The organism is Pseudomonas sp. GR 6-02 (assembly GCF_001655615.1).
GTDB lineage: Bacteria > Pseudomonadota > Gammaproteobacteria > Pseudomonadales > Pseudomonadaceae > Aquipseudomonas.
Genome location: NZ_CP011567.1, coordinates 2797275 through 2817723, shown reverse-complemented (window position 1 = coordinate 2817723; position 20449 = coordinate 2797275). Strand labels below are relative to the sequence as shown.

Sequence of the window (20449 nt, the reverse complement as noted above, 5' to 3'; positions counted from 1 at the left end):
CTGCGCATGCCTGTGTCGTCCATGAGCAGCCGGGCGGTTTCACTTCGCCAGTGCCTGCGCGGTAACGCGCGCAGGTTGAGCGTTGTGCTTGCGCTCGCCCTGCCGGTGCCTGCGATAGCCGCCACAACTCCCTGTGAGTTGCCGGCCTGGCCACTGTGGCAAACCTATGCAACGCGCTTCGTCCAGGCCGACGGCCGGGTTCTGGAATCGAGCCTGGAGAACAATCACAGTACTTCTGAAGGGCAATCCTACGGCATGCTCTTCGCACTGATCGGCAACGATCAGCCACGCTTTGACAAACTCTGGCGCTGGACATCAGCCAACCTCGCAGGCTCCGCCACCGCCACTCGCCTGCCAGGCTGGTTATGGGGGCAAGGCACGGACGGTCAGTGGCGCCTGCAAGACGCCAACTCGGCTGCCGACGCCGACCTGTGGATCGCCTACGCCCTGCTCGAAGCCGCACGCCTGTGGCATCGGCCGGACTATCGCCAGGATGCCCTGCACCTGATGGCGACGATTGAAGTGCAATTGGTCGTCACGCTGCCCGGGCTGGGTCCGATGGTATTGCCTGGACCACAGGGCTTCGTCCTGCCGGATGCTCTCTGGCGCCTGAACCCCAGCTACCTGCCACTGCCACTGTTACGGCGGCTGGCCAAGGAAGCTCCCAACGGCCCCTGGCAAGCGATTGCCAACAACACCGCGACGATGATTGCCCAATCAAGCCACCACGGTTTTGTCGCTGACTGGGTCGGTTATCAAGGCACTTCAGCGCAATCGGGTGTCTTCGTCAGCGACCCGATCAACGGCGACACGGGCAGCTATGATGCCATTCGCGCGTACCTCTGGCTGGGCATGAGTGACACCTCCGAACCGCTGGCAGCGCTCCTGCTCAAACGGCTGGACGGCATGGCCCGCAGCACTGTCGCAACGGGCTCCCCCCCGGAAACAGTCCGGACTCTCCACGGCAGTGTTCAGGGTCAGAGCCCGTTCGGATTCTGGGCTGCACTGATTCCCTACCTTGAGGCCAAGGGGCATCCCCGGTTGGCCGATCAACAACGCCAGCGCGTGGAGCTCGCCTTGCAAGAGGCGCTGGCCAGGCCTGATGCCGACGCCAGTCCGCCGCGTTACTACAACTTCATGCTTAGCCTGTTCGCGCTCGGCTGGGCAGATAAACATTACCGATTCCGGGAAGACGGAACGCTGAAACTCTCCTGGGAGACCGCATGCACGCGCACCACCGCACGCTAGCCATCGCCGTCATGAGCGCATGGACGGCTGCTGCACACGCTCAAAGTCCGACGCCACAGACGTTACTCGTCGAGCAAGGGCATTACTGGCAGTCGCACAACAACCCTCAACGCGCTACGGAAGTCTGGCAGAAAGTCCTGCTGCTGGACCCGGTCCAGGTTGACGCACTCTATGGCCTGGGCTTGATCGGCGTGCAACAGGGCAAGCCACAACAGGCGCAGCAATACCTCGCCCGCTTGCAGGCCATCCAGCCAACGCCTCGGCAGGCTCTGCAATTGGCGCAGGACATCGGCGTGGCCCAACCGCAGAACCAGCAGCGCCTGGAGGAGGCTCGGCGCCTCGTCGATGCCGGTGAGCGTGACAAGGCGACCGCCGTGTTTCGCTCGCTATTCGATGGCCGCCCACCTCAAGGTACGATCGGCCGCGAGTATTACAACAACCTTGCCTTCAATCAGGCTGACTGGGCTGAAGCACGCAGCGGATTCCAGCGCCTGCAACGTGAGATGCCCAACGACTCGATCGTCGCGCTGTTTTACGCCAAGCATCTGGTCCGTCGTGAAGACAGCCGTGCCGAGGGCATTCGTGCACTGGCCGCGCTGACCCAGCGTACCGACATTGCCGGTGATGCCGACGAAAGCTGGCGCCTGGCACTGACCTGGATCGGTCCGCCCAATCCGGCACAAGTACCGTTGTTCGAGGCGTACCTCAAGACGCATCCGGATGACGTGGAAATCCGCGCGCAGATGAACAAGGGCAAGCAACAGCCGGCAACGACGGCCAGCAAGGAATGGCAACCGCCCGCCGAAGTCGCGCGCGGCCTGAAGGCGCTCAAAGCAGGCGACCAGGCCACCGCCGAACAGGCGTTTCAAGCACGCTTGAAAACCCAGCCCGATGACGCTGACGCGCTGGGCGGCCTTGGAGTTATTCGCCAGCAGCAACAGCGACTGGCCGAAGCGGAAAAGCTCCTGGGGCAGGCCACGCGACAACACAACGGCAGCCGCTGGCAAGTGGCGTTGAACGAAGTGCGCTACTGGTCTGCGTTGCAGCAGGCCCGCGATGCCCAGGCCAAAGGCCAGACAGCCCAGGCACAGGTCTTGGTGAACCAGGCGCTGCGGCAGAATCCAAACGGGGCGGATGCTCTCCTCGCCCTGGCGGATATTCAGGCCAGCGCGGGCCAGTTCGATGAGGCTCAGCGCAACTATCGGCAAATTTTGAATCTGCGCCGCGACGACCCTCGAGCACAGGAAGGGTTGGTCAATGTGCTGCTCAAGAGCGGCAAGAACGATGAAGCCCTGCAACTGATCAACAGCCTGCCAGCCACCGGACAGGCAAAGACCGGCCAGTCCGCACGCCTGCAAGCCTTGCGCGCGACACAACTGGCCGCCCTCGCCGAACAACGCAACGACCTGCCCGCTGCGCGCAACGCCTTGCAAGACGCGCTGCGCTACGAACCGGACAACGTCTGGACACGTTTCGCCCTGGCCCGCCTGAACCTGGCGATGGGCGAACCGCAAAAGGCTCGGGACCTGATCAACACCATGCTCCAGGCCCACCCCGACAATGCCGATGCGCTTTACGTCAGCGCCTTGCTGTCGGTCCAGATGGGTGAGTGGAAAGCCGCCCAGGCAACCTTGGGACGCTTGCGCCCCGACCAGCGCACCCCGGACATGGAAGCACTGGCCGCTGATGTCAGCCTCAACCTGCAACTCAGCCAGGCGATCGGGTTGGGCAAGCGCGGACAGCGCCAGGAAGCCCTGACCTTGCTCGATCGTACTCAGCCGATGGCCAACAACAGTCCAGATCGCACGGCGAGCCTGGCCTCGGCCTATGTCGAGATCGGCGAGCCGACCCGAGCGCTGGCCCTCATGCGCGGCCAGTTGCAACACACCGCTGCGCCCTCGGCGGACTTCATCCTGCAATACGCCTCGGTCCTGCTTGAGTCCGGGGAAGACGCGCAGGTCAACGAGATTCTGCGCGACCTTCAGAACAAGCCCTTGAACGCACCGACTCGCAAGCGTTTCGACGACCTGCTCCATCTCTATCGCATCCGCCAGGCTGACCATCTGCGTGAACAAGGCAATCTGGCCAGCGCGTATGACACGCTGGCGCCCGCACTGGCGCAGCGTCCCGGTGACAGCGCCGCCGTCGCGGCGCTGGCGCGAATGTATTCGGCCAACGGCGACACGGCAAAAGCCCTCGAACTCTACAAGCCGCTGTTACAACGTCAGCCAAACGACCCACAACTGCTGTTGGGTGCCGCCGACGCGGCGGTGCTGGCACATGACACAGGTTTTGCCGAACAGGCACTGCAACAGCTGCTCAAGACCGAATCCGGTAACCCTCAAACGCTGACCGAGGCCGCACGCCTCTACCAGAACATGGGCAAGACCGGCATGGCGGCCGATCTGCTGCGCAAGGCAGTGGCCATCGAACAGAGCGAGAAACGCAGAAACCAGAGCGGCCAACTGGCCGGGTCGACGGTGGCACCCAACCCTTTTGCGGGGGTGTCGGGGCCACGCAGCGAGGTCAGTCGCGACGCCTTGCTGGCAGCGATCCCGCCACCGGCTCAGGAAATGCCGGGCAGCGTGAGGTCTACCTCCCCTTTTGGCATCGACGCCCTGCCAAGGCCCCAGCAGGCGAGCAATCCATTCGAGTCGCAGCTACCGCGCGCTGCACTGGTGAGTGAAGACATCAGCCCCGCACAACTGGCGCTGAATAAAATCCTTCGGGAGCGCAGTGCCTACGTCACCCAGGGCGTGAGCATTCGCAGCAACAACAGTGAGTCGGGGTTGAGCAAACTGACCGATATTGAAACGCCGCTGGAAATCAATATCCCGCTGGATGAAAGCCGCGTCGCCCTGCGCGTGACACCGGTCTCGCTGAACGCCGGCAGTGCCAGCGGCGAAGCACTGCAGCGCTTCGGTAGCGGTGCGCAGAGCGAAGGCGCCGGCTCGCAAAAAACCGAGGGTGTCGGTCTTTCCATCGCTATCCAACGGCCCGCGGATGGGCTCAAGGCCGATCTCGGTACCACCCCGCTCGGCTTCAAATACTCCACCGCCACGGGCGGCATCAGCGTTGATCGCCCCATAAGCGACTCCTCTAATGTCCGCTACGGGGTGAGCGTTTCCCGGCGTCCGGTGACTGACAGCGTCACCTCGTTTGCCGGCACCACGGACAAACGCAGCGGGCAGTCCTGGGGCGGTGTGACCGCCAACGGCGGGCGCGGCCAGTTGAGCTATGACGACAGCGAAGTCGGCGCCTATGGCTACGCCTCCTGGCACCAGCTATTGGGCAACCATGTCGAATCCAACAGCCGCAGTGAACTGGGCAGCGGCATCTACTGGTACCTGCAAAATGCAACGGACAGCAAGCTGACCGTCGGCCTGAGCATGACCGGCATCAGCTACGCGAACAATCAGGACTATTTCACCTATGGCCACGGCGGCTATTTCAGTCCGCAGACGTTCTTCGCCCTGGGCGTACCGGTGACCTGGGCACAACGCACCGGGCGCTTGACGTATCAAGTCAAGGGCTCGGTCGGCGTGCAGCATTTCGAGCAAGACAGTGTCGACTATTTCCCGACCGACAAAGCCCTGCAGGCGGCCTCGGGCCTGCGTTACGCCGGGCAAAACAAAACCGGGATCGGCTACAGCGTCGCCGCAGCGGCTGAATACAAGGTCGCTTCGAACTTCCTGCTGGGCGCCAATCTGGGCCTGGACAACGCCCACGACTACCAACAATTCAGCGGCGCCCTGTCTTTGCGTTACCTGTTCGAGGACATCAGCGGCCCCATGAGCCTGCCGGTCAGCCCGTACACCTCACCTTATTCCAACTGATCATTCTGGAGTTTCCGATGCCCACTTCTGCCCTTGCCGGCCTGACGCTCCTTGTTCTTGGGGAGAGCCATATGAGCCTCGCGGACCATTTGCTGGAGCCGCTGCACGACAACCTGACTCGTCAAGGCGCCCTGGTTCACTCCATCGGTGCCTGTGGCGCCAGCGCTGGCGACTGGCTGATCAGTAAAAAGGTCGACTGCGGTGCCGAGCGCAAAGGAAACGACAAGATGGTGATCAAGGGTCGTGACGCCACCACCACACCGATCCAGGACCTGATCGCCGCCGACAAGCCCGACCTGGTGGTACTGGTCATCGGCGACACCATGGCGTCCTACGACAAGCCCGTGTTTCCGAAGGCCTGGGCATGGCAAAGCGTCACCGGCCTGGCCAAGGCCATCGCGGCCACCGGGACCCGTTGCGCCTGGGTGGGCCCGGCCTGGGGCAAAGCCGGTGGCATGTACCAGAAGAATGATGCCCGCACCCAGTTGATGTCGCAGTTTTTAGCCGCGAACGTGGCGCCTTGCACCTACATCGATTCGCTGACGTTCTCCAAACCCGGGCAGTGGATCACCACCGATGGGCAGCACTTTACCGTTGCCGGTTATCAAGCCTGGGGCACTGCGATTGGTGGTGCGTTGGCCAAGTTGCCCGCCGACACCGTCAGCAGCACAGGAGCCGGCAAATGACTCGATCCGCATGTGGCTGGGCGCTGTTCGCGCCCTTGATGCTGAGCCTGCACGCCCAGGCCGCCGACATTGCCCTGTACCCGACGGGCCCGGATCAGGACTCGGCCTTCTTGCGCTTTATCAACGCCGCCGACCGCCCCTTGCAGCTGCTGGCCGAAGGCTCGCGGGCCAGCCTCAGGCTCGAGGGTTCGAATGCCGTGTCCGACTACCTGCCCGTGCCCGCCAACCAGCCGATCAAGGGCACCCTGGAACGCAACGGCAAAAGCCAGCCGCTGGACATCCAGGTAGCAGCAGGCGAATTCGCCAGTGTGATCGCTTTGCCAGATAGCGCTCAAGGTATCCGTCAGGTCGTCATCCGTGAGCAACCCGACGATTTCAATAGCCTGAGAGCCTCGCTGGCGTTTATCAGTGCCGATCCAGCGTGCACCCAGGCCGGTTTGCGTGCTGCGGGGAAAAACACCGACCTGTTCAAGGAGGTGGCCGACGGCAGCGTGCAACGCCGAGCGATCAACCCGGTCAGCCTGTCGGTTCAATTGGTCTGCGCCCAAACCAATGTCGGTGCGCCACTTGACCTCGGCCAGCTCAAGGCCGGCGAACGCTACAGCGTTGTGCTGCTACCTGGTGCAAATGGCCCGCACCTGTTGCTCGCGACTGACGTCCTGGCCCACTGATCGGATCGCGCCACCACCATGGTTTTTGCCTCTCTCGAGTTTCTGACGTTGTTCCTGCCGCTGTTCCTGTGCAGCTATGCAGTGTGCCCAGCCGCCTGGCGCAATGTCACGTTACTGATCGGCAGCTGGCTGTTCTATGGCTGGTTGAGCCCTCGGTTCCTCGCAGTGCATGTGGTGCTGACGATCACGGCGTGGGCCGGCGGCTTGCTGATTGACGCCTTGCGGGAAAAAGACAAGGGTCGCGTGCGGCTACTCGTGACACTGATCGTGCTCAACACAGCGGTGCTGTGCTGGTACAAGTACGCCAACATCGTCGCCGGTACGTTGATCGATGCCCTTGCCTGGTCTGGCGCCATGCCGCTGGACTGGCAGCGAGTCATCATGCCGGCCGGGCTATCGTTTATCGTCTTGCAGGCGATTTCCTATCTGGTGGATGTACACCGCCGCACCGTGCCGGCCGAACGCTGCTTCATTAATTACGCCACCTATATTTCGATGTTCGGCCATTCGGTCGCCGGTCCCATCATTCGCTATGACTGGGTTCGGCGTGAGCTGAATCAGCGTCACTTCAACTGGCAGAATTTCTCGCTGGGCGCACGCCGGTTCATGGTCGGGATGAGCATGAAGGTCCTGGTGGCCGACACCCTGTCGCCGGTGGTCGATGTGGCGTTCAATGTGCAGAACCCAAGTTTCTCTGACGCCTGGATCGGCTGCCTTGCTTACTCCTTGCAACTGTTCTTCGACTTCGCCGGCTACAGCGCCATGGCCATTGGTCTTGGATTGATGCTGGGCTTCCACTTTCCCGAGAACTTCAACCGTCCCTATCTGGCCAACAGCATCCAGGACTTCTGGCGCCGCTGGCATTTGTCGCTGTCCAGCTGGCTGCGTGACTATCTGTATATTTCGCTGGGTGGTAATCGCAACGGCACCTGGAAAACCTATCGCAACCTGTTCCTGATCATGGCTATCGCCGGCCTCTGGCACGGTGGCGATAGCTGGAATTATCTGCTGTGGGGCAGCGCCCATGGTATTGCGTTGTGTGTGAATCGTGTCTGGAACAGCTCTACCCTGCCCCCGTTACAGCCAGTGTTTTCCCATGGGCTGACCCTGCTGTTCGTCTGCCTGGCCTGGACACTGTTCCGCGCCCCCGACTTTCACAGCGCGCTGAGCCTGTATGCCGGACAGTTCGGGCTGCAAGGCATTGCCCTCGGTGACGAACTGTCCGCGACCCTACGCCCGGTACACGGCCTTGCGGGTTTGCTGGGGGTGTTCGGTGTCGTTGCACCGTTGTTGCACCCTTACTGTGAGAAACGACTGGGCGGCCTATTGCTCCACACCACCGCCCTTTGGCCCATCGCCGGTTTCATGCTGTCGTTCGCACTGATCGCCAGTCGCGAAACCGTACCCTTCCTGTACTTCCAATTCTGATGACAACCCTAAAGCCTCCCCCGCTCCCTACTCAGCCAGATGATTTGGCGATTCGCAGCAGTCGGTTGGCAGGCGTGGCGCTGCTGATATTCCTGTTCGTCGGACTGCTGTCCTCTGGCCGTCTGATCGTTTCAGGGCAGATCTCACTGTTACCCGGTGAAGTGCAGACCTCGCAGATTCTTGACGGCGATATCACTCATCGACTCGCCAAGGAACTGTCGAACGCTCACCTCCCCACGACCTTCGCCAAGCTGGAGCGCGGAGTCAGTTGGCTGCTCCTCAGTGACACCGGGCCGAGGGTTCGCTCAGGTTGTCCTGGCTGGTTGTTTTTGGCCGATGAGCTCAAGGTTAATCATCAAGCGCAGCGCAATGCCGATGCCAAAGCCCAGGCCGTGATTGACCTGAAGCAGCAGCTCTCCCAGCGTGGTATCAGCCTGCTGGTGGTCATCGTTCCAGACAAGAGCCGCATCGCTTCCGAGCAGCGTTGCACACTGCACCGCCCAGCTGCTCTCGAAGGACGCATCCAGGCCTGGACCTCAAAGCTGGATGCGGGCGGCGTGTCGAATCTGGACCTCACCGCTGCGCTGACGCCACTGGGGGCCAGTGCCTGGTTGCGCACCGATACGCACTGGAGCGAATCCGGCGCGAAAACGGCGGCCGATGCCATCACACAGCGCCTGAAGACCCTGGGCATCAGCGCCACGCCAAGCAGGTCGTTCAATGAACGTCATGCCCCGCTCGCGGTTCGACCTGGCGATCTGGTCCATCTGGCGGGCATCGACTGGCTGCCGCTCAAATGGCAACCCGCACCTGACATGGTCGCCCAAACCAGCACCCACGAACTTCCCGTTACGTCGGCCGCCAACCCTGACACTGAGGCAGACCTTTTTGGCGATGCCGACCTCCCCAACACCGCGCTCATCGGCACTTCATTCTCACGCAACTCCAACTTCGCAGGGTTTCTGCAGCAGGCACTGGGCGCCCCCGTGGGTAACTTCGCCAAAGACGGTGGAGCGTTCTCTGGCGCTGCAAACAGCTACCTCAACAACCCGGCTTCCAAAGAAACGCCGCCAAAGCAAATCATCTGGGAAATCCCGGAGCGGGACCTGCAATCGGCGTACGTCGACCCCATTGCCTATCGCTCTTTGCGGTAGGCAATCACACCTGGCTGAAGGCAATCTTCGCCAGCTCGACCCGCATGTTCAGGGCATTTCTCTCGATTGTTACCATCTTCGCAACAGTGTTTCTCCTTTCCGGCAAATGACAATTTGTCGCAGGGCTCGCTTTTTTTGATATCTTTGCGCAATTAACCAAATAGTTAACAACTATTTTCAGACTTGCCTTCACTGCTCTTAACCCTCCCCACAAACGTTCATGCGTCAGTAGGATCATGCAACATGACTAAGTCTCGACCTTCGGCATCCGTCAGCCGCTGGCCCATCTGGGTCGTCGCCTTCGGTGTGCTGGTATTTGGATTATTCTTCGCAACCGGTGGTGGCTACCTCGCCACGCTGGGTGGCAGCTGGTACTTCCTGCTCGCCGGTTTCGGTTTGATCGTCTCTGCGGTACTGCTCTTCAAGCAGCGTCTGCAGGGTGCCTGGCTGTTCGCGGCGGTGATGGTGCTGACCGTGATTTGGGCGCTGGCCGATGTCGGACTGAATTTCTGGCCACTGATCTCTCGCTTGTTCGCCCTGGGCGTGCTGAGCCTGTTGGTGGCATTGGTCTACCCCCATCTGCGCAAGGCCAATAGCCTGGCCAGCGGCCGCAGTGGCTACGCTCTGAGCGGTGTGCTGGCAGTCGCCATCGTTGCAGGTGGTGCCGGTATGTTCGTACCCCATGCCCCTGTTTCGCCGACCGGTGACGGCCCTGGCCTGACCACGGTCGACCCTGCCAAGGCCCAGAAAAACTGGGAACACTACGGTAACGACGAAGGTGGCGGCCGCTTCGCTGCTCTGGACCAGATCAACCGTAGCAACGTCTCGAAGCTGGTGCCGGCATGGACCTACAATACCGGGGACATCGCGATCAGCGACGGCAATGGCGCCGAAGATCAGATGACACCGTTGCAGGTTGGCGACAAGGTGTTCATCTGCACCCCGCACAACAACCTCATCGCACTGGATGCCGACACCGGTAAACAGCTGTGGAAAAACGAGATCAACGCCAAGACCCGTGTTTGGCAACGTTGCCGCGGTATCGCCTACTTCGACGCTACCGCTGCGCTCGCCCAGCCTGCTGACGGCAGCACACCTGTCAAACCCGTGTCGATACCGGCCGGCGCCAACTGCCAGCGCCGTCTGCTGACCAACACCATCGATGCGCGCCTGATTGCAGTGGACGCCGATACAGGGGAGTTCTGCCAGGGCTTCGGTAACAACGGCCAGGTTGATCTGAAAGCAGGTCTTGGCGACGTCCCTGATTCCTATTACCAGCTGTCATCGGCACCGCTGATGGCCGGGACCACCGTGGTTGTCGGCGGCCGTGTCGCCGACAACGTCCAAACCGACATGCCAGGTGGCGTGATCCGTGGTTTCGACGTCGTCACCGGCGAGATGCGCTGGGCATTCGACCCGGGCAACCCCGAAGACAAGCAGGCTCCGGCGGCCGGCAGCACCTACGTGCGCAGCACGCCCAACAGCTGGGCACCGATGTCCTACGACCCGGCAATGAACACCGTGTTCTTGCCGATGGGCAGTTCGTCCACCGACATCTACGGTGTGGAACGTACGGCACTGAACCACAAGTACGGCGCTTCCGTTCTTGCACTGAACGCAACAACCGGCGAAGAAAAGTGGGTCTACCAAACCGTCCACAACGACCTGTGGGACTTCGACCTGCCCATGCAGCCAAGCCTGATCGACTTCACCAAAGCCGACGGCAGCAAGGTGCCCGCCGTAGTGATCGGCACCAAAGCCGGCCAGATCTTCGTGCTTGACCGCGCCACCGGCAAGCCGCTGACCAAGGTTGAAGAGGTTCCGGTCAAAACCTCGAACATCCCGAACGAGCCTTACTCGCTGACTCAGCCGAAATCGGTGGGCATGCCAGCGATCGGCGCGCAAACGCTGACCGAGTCGGACATGTGGGGGGCAACGCCGTTCGATCAACTGCTCTGCCGTATCTCGTTCAAGAAAATGCGTTACGACGGGCTGTACACCGCACCAGGCACCGATATCTCGCTGAGCTTCCCGGGCTCGCTGGGAGGGATGAACTGGGGTGGTATCTCGACTGACCCGGTACACGGTTTTATCTTCGTCAACGACATGCGTCTGGGCCTGTGGATCCAGATGATTGCGGCGCAGAAAGATGCCAAGACCTCTTCCGGTGGTGAAGCACTGAACACCGGCATGGGCGCAGTACCGCTCAAAGGCACCCCGTATGCAGTGAACAAGAACCGCTTCCTGTCGGTTGCCGGCATCCCTTGCCAGGCACCGCCTTTTGGCACACTGACCGCGATCGACATGAAAACCCAGAAAGTCGCGTGGCAAGTGCCGGTCGGCACCGTCCAGGACACTGGCCCGTTGGGTATCAAGATGCATCTGCCGTTGCCGATCGGCATGCCGACGCTGGGTGGTACGCTCTCTACCCAGGGCGGCCTGGTGTTCATTGCCGGTACACAGGACTACTACCTGCGCGCCTTCAATTCCGCCAACGGAGAAGAGGCCTGGAAAGCCCGGCTACCCGTGGGCAGCCAGGGTGGCCCGATGACGTATGTGTCGCCGAAAACAGGCAAGCAGTACGTTGTCATCACCGCGGGTGGTGCGCGTCAGTCGCCCGATCGCGGCGATTATGTGATCGCTTACGCGCTGCCTGATAGCAAGTAACCTGTAACAACAAAAAGCCGCTGCCGCCCTGTGAGGGTGGCAGCGGCTTTTTGTTGTCTGCACGCTTGGCCCGTTGAACTCGCTGGCTCGGCGCGAAGCGGGTTTTAAAAATCGAAGAACACCGTTTCACCCTCCCCCTGAATACGTATGTCGAAACGATAAACCGCCTTGCCATCCACCTCGCAACGCTGCGCTATCAGCGTTTCGCGACGCTGCGGTTGCTCGATCAGATTAAGCACCGGGCACGTCGCGTTGGCTTGTGGCTCATCGGCAAAGTACAGCCGGGTTTGCAGGTGAATATTGATCCCGCGGGCAAACAGCGACACATTGATGTGAGGCGCCATCGGCACCCCGGCGGCATTGTTCACCACGCCCGGCTTGATGGTATTGAGTGTCCACTCCCCCGCATCGAAGGTGGTGGCGGTTCGGCCGAAGCTGTTGAAGGTTTTTTCCGAGTCAAAGACCGGGTCGTAAACCCCTTCATGATTGGCCTGCCAAAACTCCAGAAACGAGTCTCGTACCAGGTGACCGTTGCCGTCATAGACATGACCGATCAGCAGAATCTGTTCGCCCTCGGCACCCGGCTTGGCCATCTGATTCCAGATTTCTTCCGGCCGTGTCGGGTTGCCGGCAGCCTCTAGGGCCAGACCGATATGCACATAGGGGCCGGCCGTTTGCGAAGGGGTTTCGGGTAGCAGTTCGATAGGCATGGACGGACTCCTCAGCAGTTTTCGAAGTGGGTCTTGCGCTGGCCGCGCAGCACGATGTCGAAGCGATAGGCCAGGCAATCCATCGGATTGGCATTACCCATGTCGAGCCGGGCGATCAGGCTCTGTACCGCCTCTGGATTGGCGATCGACTTGACGATCGGGCACATCGGGATCAGTGGATCGCCTTCGAAATACAGCTGGGTGATCAGGCGCGTGGCGATCGATGGCCCGCTGATGGAGAAATGGATGTGCGCCGGGCGCCAGTCATTCGGACCGTTGCGCCAAGGATACGGACCGGGTTTCACGGTGCGGAAGCTGTAGTAGCCGTCACGGTCGGTCAGAGCCCGGCCGACACCACCGAAATTCGGGTCCAATGGTGCCAGGTAGCGATCATTCTTGTGCCGGTAGCGACCACCGGCGTTGGCCTGCCACATCTCCACCAGGGTATGCGGGATGGGCTTGCCATATTGATCACAGACCCGGCCGGAAACGATGATCCTCTCGCCCACCGGCAACCCACCATTATTGAAGTTGAGTAGCAGGTCGTTATCGAACCGGCCCATTTTCAGGTGAGAGAAATCCGGGCCGCTGGTTTCGCTGGCCGACTGGGGGATGCTCACCAAGGCTTGGCGTGGAGAACGGGCGACAGAGGTTTTGTAATCAGGGGTCAGGGCTTTGGGGTGCCAATTACGGTCACGAATAACGAAACGACTGCTGTCTGCATCAGACATGTCGATCTCCTGTTGTTTGATTTATGGAGCACTACCTGCGCAGTTTCAAACAACAGAAGGCTGGGGAATATTGAAAAGCCATCCTCAACGCATAACCAAATGGTTATGGATAAGACCCTTCGCGATACGCCTGCCCTACCTCGCGCAGCACCTCGACGCACCACTGGGCCGCCAGTGACAACGGCAAGCTGGCGTTACTGGAAATCCCCACCGAACCACCCGGTTCGCGCTGCCCCAGGTTGATCTCAAGCAGTTCGCCGCTTGCCAGATCCAGGCGCACGGCATCCAGAGGCGCGATCCAGATCGCCTCGCTGGACAACACATAACGACGGCTCAGGGTCACGGACAAGGTTTCCAGACGCTGCCGCGACTGGCTGATGCCACATTGCACGAACAGGCTATCGGCATATTTGCGAATCGTCGTTCCTGTCAGCGGCAGCACCAGCGGGAAATCTTCCAGGGCGCTACGCTCCAGTGGCTCGGCCAGCAAGGGATGATCGGGACGCACCACCAGTGTCATGGATTCACTGTACAGATGCTCGAAGGTCAGCCCCTGAATCTCCGGGCTATCTGTCATACGGCCGACCACCAGGTCCACTTCACCCACCCGCAACTGCGACAACAAATAGGCGCTTGGCCCGGTCACCACACTCACCACCAGCGCCGAATGGCGCTCGTGCAAGCGCCGTACAACCTCAGGCACCAGCAAACTTTCCACTGTCGACAACACGCCGAGTCGAACCGTGCCTGCCGCATATTCGCCACCGCGCAAGGTGTTCACCCCATCACGCAACGCCTGCACCGAAGGCCCGGCATAACGCAAAAAGGCAACCCCGGCTTCGGTCAGGTTCACACCACTTTTACTGCGTATAAACAGACTTGCCGCCAGCAGCTCCTCCAGCTCCTTGAGCGTCTTCGACATCGCTGGCTGACTCACCGCCAACACATCCGCCGCCCGCGCCAGACTGCCCTGACGAGCCATTTCGAGAAAGCACACGAGGTGACGGAATTTGATGCGGGTGTCGATGTTCACTACGGAGCCCCGTGAGGTTGCCTCATTGGTATCGAAACGTTTGCAGGCAATCTTAGCGTGCGCTCAATTTCCTGGTGATCGGATGGTGGCAATGGACTTTTTTGACTTGCTCGGAGGGGATGTCAAATACAGGACATTGCGTCAATCAGGGCTTGATGTTCTTCAATTTATTGAGCAGTTCCAGCAACTGCTCAAGCGACTCCGCGCCGAACTGCTCCTGAATCTTCAAGTAGTTGCTTTCCATCCCCGCACTCATGTCGACGAAACACTGCTGCCCCTGCTCGGTCAGGGCGATGAATACCCGGCGCTGATCTTCGGACGACTTCCTGCGCCGGACGATACCGTCGCGCTCCAGCCGGGACAGCACGCCGGTCATGCTCGGTTTGAGGATGCATGCCAGATTGGCCAGTTGATGGCTTTCCAGTTCGCCGTGCTGACGCAAGATACGGATCACCCGCCATTGCTGTTCAGTCAGATCATGTTCGTTGAGCAACGGCCGGAAAAATGCCATGGCTGCTTCGCGGGCCTGCAACAAGGTGAGCGTAAGGGACGGTCTGGGGGTCGGCATGGTTCACGCGGAAAAAGAGGTCGAAGCCTCAAAGCTTAGAGTCGGCACAGAGTGCATGCAACATCCCCTCTGCAGCACATCATTAACTTATAAATAAATCAATGATCTCAGATAAAAAATAATCGCCACCACCCCTATTTCTTCTGAAAAAACTGAAAAAAACGCTACGAAAATAATAGATAAGATGTTAACTATATGACACCCCTTACCGAATAGGGGGTGATACCTACAAAAACAACAAAAGGACCCCCCTCATGCATTCGTGCCTCCTTCGCACGGCGGCAAGCGTTGCCCTGTGCGCCGCGTTTAGCCCGTTTAGCGCTCACGCTGATTTTGTCCAGGACAGTAAAGCCAGTTTGGACCTGCGCAATTTCTACATGAACCGAGACTTTCGTCAGAGCAACGCACCACAGAACAAGGCCGAAGAGTGGGCCCAGGGTTTTGTATTACGCCTGGAGTCGGGCTACACCGACGGCATGGTCGGTTTCGGGGTCGATGCCTTGGGCGAACTCGGGGTGAAACTTGACTCCAGTCGCGATCGTCGAGGCACCGGCTTGCTGCCCTTTGGCGCCAGCCAGCAACCAGAGGACAGCTACAGCGAATTGGGCCTGACCGCCAAGCTGCGAACATCGAAGACCGTGCTCAAACTCGGCACCCTACAGCCGCAACTGCCCGTGGCCGCCTATAACGACACCCGACTGCTGCCCTCAACCTACAGCGGTGAGCTGGTCACCTCTCAGGAAGTCGACGGCCTGACCCTGAATCTGGGCCGCCTGGAAAAGCGGAACCTACGAGACTCCTCCAGCAATGACGAGATGAGTTACGCCGGTGTGCAAAGCAGCCATCTCGATCTGGCCGGTGGCACCTACGCGATCAATCCACACCTGGCAGCGACCTATTATTACGCCCGGATGCAGGACATCTACAGCCAGCACTTCATCGGTCTGGTGCATGAATTGCCCTTGGCAGAAGGTGTGAATCTGCGCAGCGATTTGCGCTATTTCGATACTCGCGAACAAGGCAACCATGAATTGCGCAGTCCATCCAGGGTCGATGGCGGCAAGATCGACAACCGTTTTTTCAACGGCATGGTAAGCCTGTCGATGGGTGCCCATAAATTCGGCCTGGGGTACCAGAATCTCTCCGGAGACGGCGACTTCGCCTTTCCGGGCCTGGACCCATATTCAGTAAACCTGGTGACCATCAACGTCTTCACCAAGGCCGAGACCGACGCCTGGCAGGCGCGTTACGACTACAACTTCGCGGCCCTGGGCCTGCCTGGGCTGACCTTCATGACTCGCTATGTCGACGGCTCTCATGTGCAAACCTCCACCGTGCGTAACGGTCGGGAATGGGAGCGTGACACCGACCTGGTTTACACGGTGCAGAGTGGTCCGCTGAAGAACGTCAATGTGCGGCTACGCAACGCCACTCTTCGCTCAAGCAACGGCCTGACCAGCGATATAGACGAAAACCGGATCATCATCGGCTACAGCCTGGCCTTGTGGTGAGCCGCCCATGAAAAGTGCAATCGGTTCCCTGTAAAAGCCATTTTTCAGGGCACCGGCTGCGACCATGATTGCTCGACAGACACTCGGCGCCTATCGAGAAGCAAACATGGCTACCTCAGCGCAAACCCGACTGCCGCAGGCGGTACTCCCCAGGGGTCACCAGCGCATAACGCTGGAAAAACCGACTGAAATAGGCCGGGTCCTTGAAGCCCAGCTGGTAGCAGATTTCATTGGCCGAACTGCCAGTGAACAACAACAGACGCTTGGCCTCCTGCATCAGCCGTTCAAGGATCAAACGTTTGGACGGCAGGTCGGCAATGCGCCGGCAGACATCGTTGAGCCGTGCCTCGGTAACACCAATGCCATCGGCATAGCGCGACAGCGGCCAGTGCTGCAGGTAATGGTCTTCGATCAATTCGTTGAAGCGGTGGAAGATCCGCAAGTCTTCATGGCGTGCCGGGCGGGCTTCCAGGGAATTGGCGCACAGCCTGAGCAGGCTGATCACGATCAATCGCGTCAGGCTCTCCAAGGCCGCCCCCCGCCCTGGCTTGTCGCCGTTGATTTCGTTGCACAGTTCCTCGAACAGAAACTCCAGTCTCCTGACCTCGGGCTGGAACTGTGGTGCCAGCCCCGCCAATGCCACGCAAGCCGCTGGCAACTGCGAGCCCGGCGCCAGACTCGGATCGGCATCGATCAACTGCCAGACCAGTTGCTGGCGCACCGTCAACACATGCCCGTCGGCGTCCGCTTCGGTGACGAAGGAATGGGCCACCGTCGGTGGCGTGAGGAAAAACATCGGTCCCGACTCGAGGTATTGCTGGTCATCCAGATAGACCCGCACCGCACCGCTCTTCACGTAATGCACCTGGAAGAACCGGTCGTGTCGGTGCACGGGCATATTGCGGCCGAAGAACTCAGCCAGATTGCCGAGTTTGTCGTAGTGCACTTCGGCATCGCTGTAACGCTGGTCGTAGACCTGACCGATGTTGATATTGGGGATCGGCTGACGATCGATCATCGCTCGGTTCTCTTTCTTGTTTGCGTGTTGGCAGTGCAAGGACTTTCATCCTGCGCCGGTTTGCGGCGGCTAACCACTGCCAGCGCATTTTGCCACGCTTGACGGTTGTTAACATATTAATTATAACGTTAACAGGTTAACGAATATTTCGCGAAGCAGTCACTGCTCCGCCATTGCCAGGAGAAAAGCATGAGCCGTGCCCTGCATGATGTTGCGAACGGCACCCTGTTCGGCGTTGCGCTGAACTATCAAGGGTTGCTGAACCAGCGTGTCGCCGAATTCGGGCAAGCGCCTTACCAGAAGCCGCCGGTTAAACCGGTGCTGTTCATCAAGACGCCCAACACCCGCAATGGTCATGACCGCACGGTGATTCATCCGCAAGGTGAACGCCTGCAACCGGGGCCTGCACTGGGTGTGGTGATCGGTAAAAGCGCCAGCCGGGTCAGCATCGAGAATGCGCTGGAACATGTGGCCGGCTACACCATCGTCAACGAGTTCAGCCTGCCGGAAGACAGCTACTACCGCCCGGCGGTGAAAGCCAAGTGTCGTGACGGCTTCTGCTCGCTGGGCCCGGAATTGGTGGGCCTTGACCAGCTCGCCGATCCGCATCAGTTGAGTCTGAAACTGTTCGTCAACGGTGAACTGCGCCAGGAAAACTCCACGGCCAACTTTGTCCGCAGCATTCCCCAGTTGATCGCCGAAATCAGCGAATTCATGACCCTCCACGAAGGCGATGTGCTGATCACAGGCACCCCTGAAGGCCGTGTCGATGTCCAGCCCGGTGACACCGTCGAAGTCGAAATCAGCGGCCTGGGCCGCCTCGTCAACCACATCGTGGCCGAGTAACAGGAGCTTCCATGAAACACGCCCGTATCCGCTTTGAAGGTGAAGTCCACCTCGTCCATGTCGAAGAGCACAACGCCGTGCGCCTGGCCGACGGCCGCCTGCTGGCCGAAGAACAAGTGCAATGGCTGCCACCGGCCACCGGCAGCATGTTCGCCCTGGGCCTGAACTACGCCGACCACGCCGCCGAGTTGGCCTTCAAGCCGCCCACCGAGCCCCTGGCGTTCATCAAGTCCCCGGGCACCTACACCGGCCATAACCAGGCTACATGGCGCCCGGACAACGTCGCCTATATGCACTACGAGTGCGAACTGGTCGCCGTCATCGGCAAGCCCGCGCGTAACGTCAAGCGTGAAGACGCCCTCCAGTACCTGGCCGGCTACACGGTGTGCAACGACTACGCGATCCGTGACTACCTGGAAAATTACTACCGGCCCAACCTGCGGGTGAAGAACCGCGATGCCACGACGCCGGTCGGTCCGTGGATCGTCGACGTCGCCGACGTGCCGGACCCGAGCAACCTGAAACTGCGCACCTGGATCAACGGTGAGTTACGTCAGGAAGGCTCGACCTCCGACATGATTTTCGACATCCCTTACCTGATCGAATACCTGTCCAGCTTCATGACCTTGCAGCCCGGCGACATGATCGCTACGGGCACGCCGGAAGGTCTGGCCGATGTGGTTCCAGGCGATGAAGTGATTGTGGAAGTGGAAGGCGTGGGTCGCCTGGTTAATCGAATTGTTAGCGAAGCGGAATTCTTCTCCGCCCGGAAAGAGGCTTGAGCAACATGATCAAACACTGGATCAACGGCCGTGAGGTCGAAAGCAAAGACGTTTTCGTCAACTACAACCCGGCCACCGGTGAAGCCATCGGTGAAATCGCCAGCGGCGGCGCCGAAGAAGTCGCTCAGGCCGTAGCCGCGGCCAAGGAAGCCTTCCCCAAGTGGGCTAATACGCCAGCCAAGGAACGTGCCCGACTGATGCGCAAGCTCGGTGAGCTGATCGAGCAGAATGTCCCGCGTCTGGCCGAACTGGAAACGCTGGACACGGGCCTTCCGATCCATCAGACCAAAAATGTGTTGATCCCCCGCGCTTCGCACAACTTCGATTTCTTCGCCGAAGTCTGCACCCGCATGGACGGTCACTCTTACCCCGTCGACGACCAGATGCTCAACTACACCCTGTATCAGCCGGTGGGTGTTTGCGGTCTGGTGTCACCGTGGAACGTGCCGTTCATGACAGCCACCTGGAAAACCGCGCCGTGCCTGGCACTGGGCAATACTGCAGTGCTGAAGATGTCCGAGCTGTCCCCGCTGACAGCCAACGAACTCGGTCGTCTGGCTGTTGAGGCCGGCATTCCCAATGGCGTGCTCAACGTCATCCAGGGTTACGGCGCCACCGCCGGTGACGCGCTGGTTCGCCACCCAGATGTACGTGCGATTTCCTTCACCGGAGGTACCGCCACCGGCAAGAAAATCATGCAGACCGCCGGCCTCAAAAAATACTCCATGGAACTCGGCGGCAAGTCACCGGTGCTGATCTTTGAAGATGCGGACCTGGAGCGCGCCCTCGACGCCGCACTGTTCACCATCTTCTCGCTGAACGGCGAACGCTGCACCGCTGGTAGCCGGATCTTCATTCAGGAAAGCGTTTACCCTCAGTTCGTCGCCGAGTTTGCTGCCCGCGCCAAACGCTTGATCGTCGGCGATCCACAGGACCCGAAGACTCAGGTCGGCTCGATGATCACTCAGGCCCACTACGACAAGGTCACTGGCTACATCAAGATCGGCATCGAGGAAGGCGCCACCCTCCTCGCCGGTGGTCTGGAACGTCCGGCCAACTTGCCGGCGCACCTGAGTAAAGGCCAGTTCATTCAGCCGACGGTGTTCGCCGACGTGAACAACAAGATGCGTATCGCCCAGGAAGAGATCTTCGGTCCGGTGGTGTGCCTGATTCCGTTCAAGGACGAAGCCGAGGCCCTGCAACTGGCCAACGATACCGAGTATGGCCTGGCGTCTTACATCTGGACCCAGGACATCGGCAAGGCCCATCGCCTGGCCTACGGCATCGAAGCCGGCATGGTGTTCATCAACAGTCAGAACGTGCGGGACTTGCGTCAGCCGTTCGGTGGTGTGAAAGGTTCCGGTACCGGACGCGAAGGCGGCCAGTACAGCTTTGAGGTGTTCGCCGAAATCAAGAACATCTGCATTTCCATGGGCAGTCATCACATCCCGCGTTGGGGTCTCTGAACAAGCGATGGTCGCTGCTGAAGGCAGCGATGGGCCGCGCATCGGCTCATCGCAGCCTTCACTGGCCACCAGATTGAATCGAATAACAACAATT

The 20449-nt window shown here is 60.2% G+C and carries 16 protein-coding genes; 11 read left to right on the top strand and 5 right to left on the bottom strand.

The window, feature by feature from the left end; translation table 11 throughout:
* Positions 1–6 precede the first annotated feature (6 nt).
* The 7 genes from bcsZ (at position 7) to PGR6_RS12575 (ending at position 11690) form a co-directional block, all read left to right on the top strand.
* Positions 7–1248: a cellulose synthase complex periplasmic endoglucanase BcsZ gene (gene bcsZ, locus PGR6_RS12605; RefSeq protein ID WP_082920847.1), complete on the top strand. Its 1242-nt coding sequence runs from the start codon at positions 7–9 to the stop codon at positions 1246–1248.
* Positions 1224–5084 carry a cellulose biosynthesis protein BcsC gene (locus PGR6_RS12600; RefSeq protein ID WP_064617416.1) on the top strand — a complete coding sequence of 1287 codons (3861 nt, stop codon included), beginning with the start codon at positions 1224–1226 and terminating at the stop codon, positions 5082–5084. The genes bcsZ and PGR6_RS12600 overlap by 25 nt, the downstream gene beginning before the upstream one ends.
* 17 nt (positions 5085–5101) lie before the next feature.
* Entirely contained in the window at positions 5102–5770 is a 669-nt protein-coding gene (locus tag PGR6_RS12595) for an SGNH/GDSL hydrolase family protein (RefSeq protein WP_026286561.1), read from the top strand.
* Positions 5767–6441, top strand: a complete 675-nt coding sequence (locus tag PGR6_RS12590; protein ID WP_064617413.1) for an alginate O-acetyltransferase AlgF — start codon at positions 5767–5769, stop codon at positions 6439–6441. The genes PGR6_RS12595 and PGR6_RS12590 overlap by 4 nt, the downstream gene beginning before the upstream one ends.
* 18 nt (positions 6442–6459) lie before the next feature.
* Positions 6460–7869 (top strand): MBOAT family O-acyltransferase, encoded by a 1410-nt coding sequence (locus PGR6_RS12585; RefSeq protein WP_064617411.1) that lies wholly within the window; start codon positions 6460–6462, stop codon positions 7867–7869.
* Entirely contained in the window at positions 7869–9023 is a 1155-nt protein-coding gene (locus tag PGR6_RS12580) for an alginate O-acetyltransferase AlgX-related protein (protein ID WP_064617408.1), read from the top strand. The genes PGR6_RS12585 and PGR6_RS12580 overlap by 1 nt, the downstream gene beginning before the upstream one ends.
* A gap of 243 nt (positions 9024–9266) precedes the next feature.
* Positions 9267–11690 carry a glucose/quinate/shikimate family membrane-bound PQQ-dependent dehydrogenase gene (locus PGR6_RS12575; protein ID WP_064617405.1) on the top strand — a complete coding sequence of 808 codons (2424 nt, stop codon included), beginning with the start codon at positions 9267–9269 and terminating at the stop codon, positions 11688–11690.
* 104 nt (positions 11691–11794) lie between these two features.
* On the opposite strand, the gene pcaG is transcribed toward PGR6_RS12575, so the two are convergent.
* From pcaG to hpaR, 4 genes are all read right to left on the bottom strand, one after another.
* Positions 11795–12400: a protocatechuate 3,4-dioxygenase subunit alpha gene (pcaG, locus tag PGR6_RS12570; RefSeq protein WP_064617403.1), complete on the bottom strand. Its 606-nt coding sequence runs from the start codon at positions 12398–12400 to the stop codon at positions 11795–11797.
* Positions 12401–12411: 11 nt separating this feature from the next.
* Positions 12412–13131, bottom strand: a complete 720-nt coding sequence (pcaH, locus tag PGR6_RS12565) for a protocatechuate 3,4-dioxygenase subunit beta (RefSeq protein WP_018927930.1) — start codon at positions 13129–13131, stop codon at positions 12412–12414.
* 103 nt (positions 13132–13234) lie between these two features.
* The gene (gene pcaQ / locus PGR6_RS12560) at positions 13235–14164 is read right to left on the bottom strand and encodes a pca operon transcription factor PcaQ (RefSeq protein WP_064617401.1); all 930 of its coding nucleotides are present in this window, start codon (positions 14162–14164) and stop codon (positions 13235–13237) included.
* Positions 14165–14309: 145 nt separating this feature from the next.
* Entirely contained in the window at positions 14310–14732 is a 423-nt protein-coding gene (gene hpaR / locus PGR6_RS12555; protein WP_026286558.1) for a homoprotocatechuate degradation operon regulator HpaR, read from the bottom strand.
* A gap of 254 nt (positions 14733–14986) precedes the next feature.
* On the opposite strand from hpaR, the gene PGR6_RS12550 reads away from it, so the two are divergent.
* Positions 14987–16243, top strand: coding sequence for an OprD family porin (locus tag PGR6_RS12550; protein WP_064617397.1), 1257 nt, complete (start codon positions 14987–14989; stop codon positions 16241–16243).
* A gap of 115 nt (positions 16244–16358) precedes the next feature.
* Here the strand turns inward: PGR6_RS12550 and hpaA are convergent, their stop codons facing one another.
* Complete coding sequence (gene hpaA, locus PGR6_RS12545; RefSeq protein WP_018927925.1) at positions 16359–17261, bottom strand: 4-hydroxyphenylacetate catabolism regulatory protein HpaA; 903 nt, start codon at positions 17259–17261, stop codon at positions 16359–16361.
* Positions 17262–17450: 189 nt separating this feature from the next.
* On the opposite strand from hpaA, the gene PGR6_RS12540 reads away from it, so the two are divergent.
* Genes PGR6_RS12540 through hpaE form a run of 3 tightly spaced genes read left to right on the top strand, consistent with a single transcriptional unit; the run spans position 17451 to position 20355 of the window.
* The gene (locus PGR6_RS12540) at positions 17451–18107 is read left to right on the top strand and encodes a fumarylacetoacetate hydrolase family protein (protein WP_064617394.1); all 657 of its coding nucleotides are present in this window, start codon (positions 17451–17453) and stop codon (positions 18105–18107) included.
* An 11-nt stretch (positions 18108–18118) separates the two neighbouring features.
* The gene (locus PGR6_RS12535; protein ID WP_018927923.1) at positions 18119–18889 is read left to right on the top strand and encodes a fumarylacetoacetate hydrolase family protein; all 771 of its coding nucleotides are present in this window, start codon (positions 18119–18121) and stop codon (positions 18887–18889) included.
* Positions 18890–18894: 5 nt separating this feature from the next.
* The gene (gene hpaE, locus PGR6_RS12530) at positions 18895–20355 is read left to right on the top strand and encodes a 5-carboxymethyl-2-hydroxymuconate semialdehyde dehydrogenase (protein ID WP_064617391.1); all 1461 of its coding nucleotides are present in this window, start codon (positions 18895–18897) and stop codon (positions 20353–20355) included.
* Positions 20356–20449 lie beyond the last annotated feature (94 nt).

Bases quoted from the DNA above. Each gene is read 5' to 3' on its own strand.
- PGR6_RS12595 (WP_026286561.1), top strand. From the start codon at position 5,102: ATGCCCACTTCTGCCCTTGCCGGCCTGACGCTCCTTGTTCTTGGGGAG.
- PGR6_RS12590 (WP_064617413.1), top strand. From the start codon at position 5,767: ATGACTCGATCCGCATGTGGCTGGGCGCTGTTCGCGCCCTTGATGCTG.
- PGR6_RS12575 (WP_064617405.1), top strand. From the start codon at position 9,267: ATGACTAAGTCTCGACCTTCGGCATCCGTCAGCCGCTGGCCCATCTGG.
- hpaE (WP_064617391.1), top strand. From the start codon at position 18,895: ATGATCAAACACTGGATCAACGGCCGTGAGGTCGAAAGCAAAGACGTT.
- PGR6_RS12585 (WP_064617411.1), top strand. From the start codon at position 6,460: ATGGTTTTTGCCTCTCTCGAGTTTCTGACGTTGTTCCTGCCGCTGTTC.
- PGR6_RS12580 (WP_064617408.1), top strand. From the start codon at position 7,869: ATGACAACCCTAAAGCCTCCCCCGCTCCCTACTCAGCCAGATGATTTG.
- PGR6_RS12535 (WP_018927923.1), top strand. From the start codon at position 18,119: ATGAAACACGCCCGTATCCGCTTTGAAGGTGAAGTCCACCTCGTCCAT.
- pcaH (WP_018927930.1), bottom strand. From the start codon at position 13,131: ATGTCTGATGCAGACAGCAGTCGTTTCGTTATTCGTGACCGTAATTGG.
- hpaR (WP_026286558.1), bottom strand. From the start codon at position 14,732: ATGCCGACCCCCAGACCGTCCCTTACGCTCACCTTGTTGCAGGCCCGC.
- PGR6_RS12600 (WP_064617416.1), top strand. From the start codon at position 1,224: ATGCACGCGCACCACCGCACGCTAGCCATCGCCGTCATGAGCGCATGG.
- PGR6_RS12550 (WP_064617397.1), top strand. From the start codon at position 14,987: ATGCATTCGTGCCTCCTTCGCACGGCGGCAAGCGTTGCCCTGTGCGCC.
- PGR6_RS12540 (WP_064617394.1), top strand. From the start codon at position 17,451: ATGAGCCGTGCCCTGCATGATGTTGCGAACGGCACCCTGTTCGGCGTT.
- hpaA (WP_018927925.1), bottom strand. From the start codon at position 17,261: ATGATCGATCGTCAGCCGATCCCCAATATCAACATCGGTCAGGTCTAC.
- pcaG (WP_064617403.1), bottom strand. From the start codon at position 12,400: ATGCCTATCGAACTGCTACCCGAAACCCCTTCGCAAACGGCCGGCCCC.
- bcsZ (WP_082920847.1), top strand. From the start codon at position 7: ATGCCTGTGTCGTCCATGAGCAGCCGGGCGGTTTCACTTCGCCAGTGC.